This is a genomic window from Herminiimonas sp. (assembly GCF_030645555.1).
GTDB lineage: Bacteria > Pseudomonadota > Gammaproteobacteria > Burkholderiales > Burkholderiaceae_D > Oxalicibacterium.
Genome location: NZ_JAUSME010000203.1, coordinates 1 through 8,666, shown reverse-complemented (window position 1 = coordinate 8,666; position 8,666 = coordinate 1). Strand labels below are relative to the sequence as shown.

Sequence of the window (8,666 nt, the reverse complement as noted above, 5' to 3'; positions counted from 1 at the left end):
CACCCCTCCGCGGGGAACCCCAAACTATATGGGAGTCGACACCCTTTGTCAACAACTGGAAGAGATTTGCCGCTTAATATTTTTCCAAACGGATATTTTTTACCTGACCCAAGGAAACAAGCTGCGCTTAAAAACGCGTCTCCCTTGCCGCACGAAGGAAATTATCCAGAATGGGCGTGCAATCGAGCAACTCGGCGCCGCCTGCGCGATGAAATTCCGGGTGCCATTGCAACCCCATCACAAAGCGGGATTTGGTATGCCGCACCGCCTCAACGATATTATCGCCTTGCGAAATCGCTTCTATCATCAAGTCACGCCCCAGATCGCGTACCGCCTGATGATGGATGGAATTAACCAAAGGCGCAGTCTGCCCGGCAAACAATGACGCCAGCGACGACCCGGGCGGGAACTGGATAGCATGGCGATGGCTGTCATACAAATCATTCACATGCGGACTCGCTTCGGGCACATCGGACGCGATATCCTGGTACAAGGTGCCGCCGAAGGCGACATTGATCAACTGGCAACCGCGGCATATACCCAGCACCGGTTTTCCCGCTTCGACAAATTCATGCAGCAATTCCAGCTCGTACATGTCGCGCGCACTGTCGCCACTCCATTCCGGACGGGTGGCAGTCTGTGAATATGTCTGCGGAGCAACGTCGGCGCCGCCCTGCAAGACCAGGCCATCCAGATGTTTCGCGTAATCGCGCAGACGGATCTTGCTCGGGTGTAGCAAGCCATTCGTATTCACGGTCGGGATCATCAGCACCAGCACATCGCGCGACATTACCCACTGCGCAATCGATTCTTCCAGATATTGCAGGGTTTTAGCCTGCAAGCCGCGGGCGCCTGCTTGCGGGTGAAAAATACGCGCTGAAATACCGATCTTCAGCGTGCGCTGGGTCAGGCGCCGCCCAACCTGATCCGACATGCTTTGCACGCGCGCCGAAAAAATACGCCAGGCCTGCTTCCAGGGCGTGTCGCCCGGCATCAGATAGGCGGGGGCGTTATTCTTGCTGAATTCCAGGCTGGCTGACGGGACAAAAGGGGCGGATGCAACACGTGCAGCCTGGGGCGCTGCGGATGCAGGCTGGTCGGCAGCAGAGGCTGCATCTTCGGCAGAAACGGGAGGAACAGGCGGCAAATTACTATCGGCAGTGTCGGACATGGCATCACTTTAAAATCGGGACTAGGTAGACTACGGATCGCATCAATTTATCCGCAGGTGTCGCAACGCGCATCAAAATACTTCAAAAACCGCACAACATCGGCAAAATCACTACTTAATCCAGCCATTTTACTCAAACTGCAAACATCCTCTTGCGTACTCAGCGGCGCAAGCTGTGGCGCGCCAGACAACACCACTCAGCGCCAGTCGCTGAAGTGCATAATACGCGCAGCAGTCCCAGTACTCACAGCATCCGTCAATTTCTTACTTTAAAACATCATGCTTACCATTTATCACAATTCGCGCTGCTCAAAATCGCGCGAGGCACTGGAACTGACGCAACAGTTTGCGGCACAGCATCAACTCGCGCTGGAAATAGTCGATTATCAGAAAACGCCGCTGACCCTGGCGCAGTTGACTGAACTGCAGCAGTTGCTGCAAGTGGAAAAACCCGTCAGCGTGCGTGACATGGTGCGCGAGCATGAGGCGCTGTTTGCGACACTGGGACTGCAACAGGCCGATGATGACGCCCTGCTGCAGGCACTCGCGGACCATCCGCAATTGCTGCAAAGGCCGATAGTGCGCTGCAATGATCGCGCGCTGATCGCACGGCCGCCGGAATCACTGCAGACTTTCCTGCGCCTGCCTTGAGACAGGTGCAGGCCGCCAATCAGGTTTCGGCGGCCGGCAATTCTGCGGGCGGCTCAGGCTGGGCAAAAGGCGTGACGGAAATATCGTCTATGCCACTAATTTTGTATTTTCCAAGTATCTCGCGGTACATGCTGTCGAGCAGCGAGAGTCGGGTATTGCGCGGGTCCAGACGGCGCGCATCGGCGACATAAAACCGCGCCTTCTCGCCCAGCTGCTTGTCCCAGCCCAGCTTGTCCAGGCATTTCAATGCCGCCACCGCCGCATTGAATACTACCTGCGGGTTGTCCGGCAATTTTTCCGCCGCCTCCGACATCAAGACAACCGCGCCCTGGAAATCGCCCAGGCGCGCTTTTTCTGCGCCGGAAGAAACCATCTCCACCACCTGGCTCTTGCTGGCATGCGTGACGCGCTTGACCAAGTCCTCGCGCCCGCCTTCCTGCAACAAGCGCATTGCACTACTCATTGCAGCAGCAGTGGGCGCATTGCCAACCACCGAAGTCATGACATCGATGACGCCCTGCTCCTTGCCGCTTTCCAGACAACTCTTGGCCAGGGTCAGCTTGGTATCGTTGCTCAAGCCTATCGATTCTTTACACGCCAGCAGCGCCGCTTCCAGCTCTTCGCTTTCCTGCTCTGCATCGCCGTTATGCTTGTGCAGCAGCGCGCTCGCTATCGCGCGGCAGGCGGCGGTTTTCTTGAGGCCGGACAGGGACTTGGCGAGATCACGTATGAGGCCGGGAACCAGCTTGGTTTCACCCTTGGCCAGCGACGTTTCAACCAGGCTCACATGATCTTCCGGCTCGCGGAATTCGGAAAACCTGGCCTTGTTGACCACTTGCTGAAAATATCTATGCGAGACTTCGACATCACCGGCGCGCTGCGCGACCTTGCCCAGGTTGCGCAAGCGCCGCAAGGCATACGGCGAGCGCGCCACCGCACGTTCCAGCGTCGCCTGCGCCTGCGTCAAATTGCCTCTTGCCTCCTGCGTCCTGGCGAGCAGATCATAGGCTTCGAGGTATTCTTTCTTGCTCTCGACCAGTTCAGCCAGCTTTTCTTCCGCCTCTTCAAACCGCTCTTGCATGAACAGGGTGCTGGCCAGGCCAAGATGCGCCCAGGGAATGGAGCGCTTGGCCAGTAATTCGGTATAAATTTCTTCCGCCGCATTCACCTCGCCCAGCGTCATGTGCATCTCTGCCCGCAGGCGCAGAAAATCGATACGATACGATGGCTGCGTGCGCTCGCCTTCCTGGCACACTTCTATCGCCTCGCTGAGATTGCCCAGTTCGATCAGGCGATACACCGGCATCAACACATTGCGCCGGTCGACAGCCTTGCCGATGCGCTCCATCAAGGTGTCGGCAGTAAAAGGCTTCAACACATAATCATTGAGCGCCAGCTCGGCCACGCTCACTACCTTGCCATGGGTGCGCTCGGCCGTGACAATGATGAACACGGTCGATAGCGGTATCAACTTGTTATGCCGCAAATCCTCCAGCAATTGCTGGCCATCCTGGCCCTCGCCCAGATCGTATTCGCATATGAGCAAATCGAAGGTTTTTTGCTTGATGGGACGGATCGCGCTGCCGGAATTATTCGCATACTCGATTTTGCTCATGCCGGCCTGACCCAGCATGGTGCGTATGCTGGTCCGCATGCCTACATGCGGATCAATGATCAGGGCGGACAATCCGGACAATTCTTGCATGATGAGCCAATGTAAATGGCATCGCACCAAGAGCGGAACGATGAGAGGTAATATTGCCTTACAACAATATTACATTTATTAAGCGGCGTCACTGGAATTGTTACACGATACATCCGGCGGCGCGATTCTGCCTGCGCAGGCAAACTGGATAAGCTGGCAAGAAAACCAGCCCGTTCAAAACTCAGGAGGCGCCGTTATCGGCGGCAGGTTCCTCGACCACCACTTGATTGCGCCCGCCCTGCTTGGCCATGTACATCGCCGTATCGGTGCGCGAAAACAAATCGAGTACCGATTCGCCCGGTATGTGTTGCGTCAAGCCTATCGACACCGTGACGCGATTGCGCAACTTGTCTTCCCACGCATAATGCTCAACCTGTTCGCGTATGCGCTCGGCGACATTCAAGGCGGCGAGCAACGAGGTTTCCGGCAACACCAGCAGGAATTCTTCGCCGCCGTAACGACCGAATACATCGCCTTCGCGCACATTTTGTTGCGCGATACGGGCAAACGTACGCAAGACTTCATCGCCGCTAAGATGACCGGCTTCATCGTTGATGCGCTTGAAATGATCGAGGTCGATGACGGCCAGGCATAGCGTGCTGCCGGTGTCATCTGCCAGGCGTTTTTGCTGTTCCAGCGCGGCCACGATATAACGCCGATTGAAACAACCCAGCATTACATCGCGCTGTGCATCTTCCTCGATATCCTTGATTTTGCGGCTGGCCCTGAACAAGGCATTGTTGAGCCGCTGCACACGGTTCGCCACCAAAGCCAGTCCCGGCAAGGTCAGCGCCAGCACAAATAATTGCGCACCTTCCAGCATCAGCATCGCGCTACTGCCTTGCTGCGCATAATGCAGCGCCACGACCGATGCGTAGGCGGCCAGCGTTAGCACTGCCAGCAGCAACACGGTACGGGGCGGCAAGCGGTGCAGGAGAAATGCAATGATCACGAATAAAAATGGCGTGAAGATAATCTGCGTCACAGGCGCCAGATAGACGACGAACAGCGTGCTGGCGATCGCCGCCAGGGCTATCGCCAGACGGAGGCTGCGCTCTTTGGCCTTCAGGTTCAATTTCAGTGCAAAGATGAGCCGGAACAGCAGGAAAGTCGCGCCTATCAGCACGGCGGCAATTTGCAGCGTTCTCAATGCTATCAAGCCCTGCAGATAGAAAAAGCCGAGGGCAGACATGTATAGCAAGGCCAATACGCCCGCCATCATCAAGCGCTGGATGCGCGCAGCCTGGCGCTCGCTTTGGCTGGGTGAGGATGGCTGCCGCGCCCGCACGACGTGGACCTTTTCCAGATTCGTTCTGGCTTGAGCGTCTGGCGCATGCTCACTGGCGGCTGCCGGGCGCACGCCTGCCCGCAACGGCGCAGCGTCCGTCTTGGGAACAGCGTTTTGGTCACCAGTCTGCGACATGTCCATCCATCTAAGAATTCGTCTGCATCGCGCGGCAAGGATACTGCCGCGCATACACAGCAGTTTCCATGAGGCAACTAGATTACATCCAATAGCAAATTACACGCAATACAATTACTTTCAAAGCACAAGTTACACATGAGGTGCGCTACCGTGGTTATTCTGGCGTGGGCAGCTTTGCACGCAGGCAGGAGCGAACGGCTCCAACAGCAAATTGCAGGCAGCAAGGTGACGACTGCCAAAAAGCGCTTGCCCATGAAAAAGCGGGCTGGATATTGCTAGCCAGCCCGCTCTTGTTGCCGCAATCAAGGTGCCGCGTTACGCGTCCTCGCTCGAGGATGCGCCCCCTGCCGGCGTCTCAAGCTGGGTAATCAGCAGCCGATCAATGCGGTTGCGATCCATGTCTATCACCTCGATGCGGTAGCCTTCCCATTCGAAGTTGTCCGTCATTTGCGGAATGTGGCCGAGGAAGGTCATCACGAAACCGGCGAGCGTGTGATAGGTGCCGGCGGATTCTTCCGGGAAGCGCACTTCGGTTTCCAGTAATTCGCGGAAGCGGTCGAAGGACACGCCGCCATCGATCAGCCAGGAGCCGTCTTCGCGACGCACGCCGTCGACTTCATGATGTTCATCGATCACCGACACATCGCCAACCAGAGCGCCCAGCACATCGCTCAAGGTGACTATGCCTTCGATCTCGCCATATTCATCGATCACCAGCGCCAGTTCGGCGCGGTTTTCTTTCAGTGTTTCCAGCAACTGCATCGCGCTGATGGTTTCCGGCACGAAGAGTGGCGGACGGGTGGCCGCGGCAATGTCGACGGCGTCCATCGATTTGCCGCGGATCGCCTGCTCGAACAGGCTGCCGGCATGCACGATGCCGATCACGTGCGAGATATCACCCTTGCAGACCGGGAAACGATTGTAGGAACTGTCGGCGATCTTCGCCAGATTGACCTCTATCGTATCTTCCAGATCGATGAAATGCACATCCAGGCGCGGTGTCATCAGGCTGGCCACGCGCTGATCGTCGAGGCGCAAGGCGCGCGAGACGATGTCGTGCTCGGTTTTTTCAAACAGGCCGGCATCCGTACCTTCGCGGAACATGCCGGCGATTTCTTCCTCGGTAACGGCATCGTCCTTCTTGTGATGCATGCCGAGCAGGCGCAGGATGAATTCCGTGGTGCCGGTCAGGACCTTGACAAACGGTCCCATCAAACGCGACAGCCACAACATCGGCGCCGCGATCATGGACGCGACCGTTTCCGGATACTGCATTGCGATACGTTTGGGGACCAGTTCGCCGAGGATCAGCGAGCCGAACGTGATGCCGACCACCACCACGCCGAGCGCGATTTCACGCGCAAATTCGCCTATGAAGGGCAGCAATGCCACTTCCGGCGTCAGGCGCTCAACCAGCGATGCTTCACCGTACGCACCGTTGAAAATGCCTATCAGTGTGATGCCGACCTGTATGGTGGAGAAAAAGCGGCTGGGATTTTCGGACAGATCGAGCGCGGCTTGGGCGCCGCGACTGCCGTTTTCAGCTAACTTCAGGAGACGAATGCGTTTCGAGGTAACGATCGCGATTTCGGACATGGCGAAAATGCCATTGACCAGGATCAAACCCAGGATAATTAATATGTCCACTACTAAGGAAACTCGCGGTTATTCCGCCAGCCCTACTGTTGATAAGTCGTGAATCATATCATTAGCGCGCGCCGCGCTGGCAAAACGGACGATTTTTTAGCTAAAAGCCGGGATTCTCGGCCAAATCAGCAGAACATGCAGGTCCGCTGCACTATCTCCGCCAACATGAAGGCGAGCGTCGACCACAGCACCGTAGAACCGAAGGGCAGGATGAAAATCTGCCCGAAAAGCGTGAAGCGCAGATCGCCGATGATGCGGCCCACGCCCAGCTTTGCGAGCAGCCACGGCAGCAAGGCGTAAAACACCGTCAGCCCGAGAAAAATCACTGCTACCCAACGTATCATCGCCACTCCCGATCCAGATCCATCTCGCTCACAGCAGGCGCGCCAGCAAAAAAACCACGGTAGACAATAACACCGTCGATGCAAACGGCAGGAATATCGTTTTGCCGAACAGGGTAAAGCGCACATCGCCCGGCAATTTGCCGACGCCGAATTTTTCCAGCCACGGCAAGGCAGTGGAAAACACGATGACGGCGAGGAAGATAACGAGGAACCAGCGCAACATGCAAGGCTTTCTATATTCTGTCATTCCGGCACAGGCGGGAATGACAATTCAAAGCCGGCGACTTTGATCCGCATGATCGAATTGATCGGGCAACTGCACGCCCAGGCCCACTACCAATACCTTGAACAATTCGCCCATTTCCGCCGGCGACGTCAGCTTTTGCACAGCATTCGCCTTCGGCAGATAGCTGCGCGCATCTTCCGGGGACGTCTGCAGCAGACGGTCACCCAGGCCAGCGGTCAGCAGGAAAGCGGCCTGGCTCATGTAGCCTACCATTTCCAGCCCGCTACGCACCGCCGCATACGCCATCGCAGTGAAATCGACGTGCGCGGTAATGTCTTGCAAACCCGGCAGGTAAAACGGATCGGGATGCGAGTGGTGGCGATAGTGGCACATCAAGGTACCTTGAGCGCGCTGGCCCAGATAGTATTCGCTGGCCGGGAAACCATAGTCGAGCAGGATCGCTGCACCACCCTTGCCGGATTGCTCCATGCCGGCCGTAAACATGTTCGCCAGCGAGCGCATGAAACCGGCCGCGACCGGATGCACTTCAGTCAGGTAGCCGACCGGCAGCTCCGCCTCATCCGGGATTTGCTCTACCAGCTCAGCGTCGCACGGCAGGTCTTCAAATACATAGGCGCCATCCTTAAGCGCAACGCCGCGCTCCAGCCAGCCGTTTTCACCCTTGACGACCAGCGACACCGGCATCGCATCCAGCACTTCATTGCCCAGCACCACGCCGGAAAACGCCTGCGGAAAATCATCCAGCCACGTCACTTGCGGAAAACCAGCCAGCGTCTGTTGCTGGCGCGCACGCAATTCGCCCGACAATTCGACGATCCAGTAGCGCTCCAGCGGGATGCCTGCGGCTGCGCATTCAGTCAGGATATCCAGTGCCAGCTTGCCGGTGCCGGCGCCAAACTCGAGTATCTTGGGCACGCTTTGCGCCATCAGGTCGCCGGCGGCATGGGCGAGGGTTTCACCAAAAAGCGACGTAATCTCGGGCGCGGTTGTAAAATCACCGTCTTTGCCAAGTTTTGCAGCGCCGCCGCTGTAATAACCGACATCCGGCGCATACAGCGCCAGCTCCATGTAACGGGCGAAAGAAATCCAGCCCTCATGCCGGCGAATTTCTTCAGCGATCAGGTTCTGGAGCGTGTGTGACGCGGTCAGCGCGTCCGGGGAAGGTGCGGGCAGGTTCAGTTGCATGGCGGTATTGTAGAGAAATCAGCGAAACACACAACATCCATGTCCACAGATAGCATGACATCCTTGAGAAAAACCGCCCTCGTCACCGGCGCCGCCAAGCGCATAGGGCGCGTGATCGCACTCGCGCTGGCGCAGCGCGGCTGGGATGTGGTCGTCCATTACGGCAGCTCCGCCCGCGAAGCGCATGCGGTCGTAGCCGAAATCGAGGCGCTGGGGCAGCGTGCACTTGCCCTGTCCTGCAAGCTGGATGACGAAGCCGCCGTCAAAATACTGGTGCGGCGCGCATCGGC

Annotated in this window: 9 protein-coding genes; 2 read left to right on the top strand and 7 right to left on the bottom strand. The window is 57.3% G+C overall.

What is annotated here, in order from left to right:
- Positions 1 to 127: 127 nt before the first annotated feature.
- Positions 128 to 1,171 carry a gamma-glutamyl-gamma-aminobutyrate hydrolase family protein gene (locus tag Q7T06_RS07885; protein ID WP_304783040.1) on the bottom strand — a complete coding sequence of 348 codons (1,044 nt, stop codon included), beginning with the start codon at positions 1,169 to 1,171 and terminating at the stop codon, positions 128 to 130.
- Positions 1,172 to 1,450: 279 nt separating this feature from the next.
- Here Q7T06_RS07885 and Q7T06_RS07880 point away from each other — a divergent pair, with 279 nt between their 5' ends.
- Positions 1,451 to 1,822 (top strand): ArsC/Spx/MgsR family protein, encoded by a 372-nt coding sequence (locus Q7T06_RS07880; protein ID WP_304783037.1) that lies wholly within the window; start codon positions 1,451 to 1,453, stop codon positions 1,820 to 1,822.
- A gap of 19 nt (positions 1,823 to 1,841) precedes the next feature.
- On the opposite strand, the gene Q7T06_RS07875 is transcribed toward Q7T06_RS07880, so the two are convergent.
- From Q7T06_RS07875 to Q7T06_RS07850, 6 genes are all read right to left on the bottom strand, one after another.
- Positions 1,842 to 3,527, bottom strand: a complete 1,686-nt coding sequence (locus Q7T06_RS07875; protein WP_304783034.1) for a tetratricopeptide repeat-containing response regulator — start codon at positions 3,525 to 3,527, stop codon at positions 1,842 to 1,844.
- 181 nt (positions 3,528 to 3,708) lie between these two features.
- The gene (locus Q7T06_RS07870; RefSeq protein ID WP_304783031.1) at positions 3,709 to 4,950 is read right to left on the bottom strand and encodes a diguanylate cyclase; all 1,242 of its coding nucleotides are present in this window, start codon (positions 4,948 to 4,950) and stop codon (positions 3,709 to 3,711) included.
- Between the two features lie 318 nt (positions 4,951 to 5,268).
- A complete protein-coding gene (locus Q7T06_RS07865; RefSeq protein ID WP_304783027.1) occupies positions 5,269 to 6,600 on the bottom strand; it encodes a hemolysin family protein in 1,332 nt (443 codons plus the stop codon).
- Between the two features lie 125 nt (positions 6,601 to 6,725).
- The gene (locus tag Q7T06_RS07860) at positions 6,726 to 6,944 is read right to left on the bottom strand and encodes a DUF2905 domain-containing protein (protein ID WP_304783023.1); all 219 of its coding nucleotides are present in this window, start codon (positions 6,942 to 6,944) and stop codon (positions 6,726 to 6,728) included.
- Between the two features lie 28 nt (positions 6,945 to 6,972).
- Positions 6,973 to 7,167, bottom strand: a complete 195-nt coding sequence (locus tag Q7T06_RS07855) for a DUF2905 domain-containing protein (protein WP_304783019.1) — start codon at positions 7,165 to 7,167, stop codon at positions 6,973 to 6,975.
- A 48-nt stretch (positions 7,168 to 7,215) separates the two neighbouring features.
- Positions 7,216 to 8,376 carry a class I SAM-dependent methyltransferase gene (locus Q7T06_RS07850; protein WP_304783015.1) on the bottom strand — a complete coding sequence of 387 codons (1,161 nt, stop codon included), beginning with the start codon at positions 8,374 to 8,376 and terminating at the stop codon, positions 7,216 to 7,218.
- 39 nt (positions 8,377 to 8,415) lie between these two features.
- Here Q7T06_RS07850 and Q7T06_RS07845 point away from each other — a divergent pair.
- Positions 8,416 to 8,666 (top strand): SDR family NAD(P)-dependent oxidoreductase (locus Q7T06_RS07845; protein ID WP_304783012.1); only part of this gene is annotated, 251 nt, incomplete at its 3' end.

What these genes read in the sequence shown, in the direction of transcription:
- Q7T06_RS07850 (WP_304783015.1), bottom strand. Translation starts at nt 8,376, where the DNA reads ATGCAACTGAACCTGCCCGCACCTTCCCCGGACGCGCTGACCGCGTCA.
- Q7T06_RS07860 (WP_304783023.1), bottom strand. Translation starts at nt 6,944, where the DNA reads ATGATACGTTGGGTAGCAGTGATTTTTCTCGGGCTGACGGTGTTTTAC.
- Q7T06_RS07875 (WP_304783034.1), bottom strand. Translation starts at nt 3,527, where the DNA reads ATGCAAGAATTGTCCGGATTGTCCGCCCTGATCATTGATCCGCATGTA.
- Q7T06_RS07885 (WP_304783040.1), bottom strand. Translation starts at nt 1,171, where the DNA reads ATGTCCGACACTGCCGATAGTAATTTGCCGCCTGTTCCTCCCGTTTCT.
- Q7T06_RS07880 (WP_304783037.1), top strand. Translation starts at nt 1,451, where the DNA reads ATGCTTACCATTTATCACAATTCGCGCTGCTCAAAATCGCGCGAGGCA.
- Q7T06_RS07870 (WP_304783031.1), bottom strand. Translation starts at nt 4,950, where the DNA reads ATGTCGCAGACTGGTGACCAAAACGCTGTTCCCAAGACGGACGCTGCG.
- Q7T06_RS07855 (WP_304783019.1), bottom strand. Translation starts at nt 7,167, where the DNA reads ATGTTGCGCTGGTTCCTCGTTATCTTCCTCGCCGTCATCGTGTTTTCC.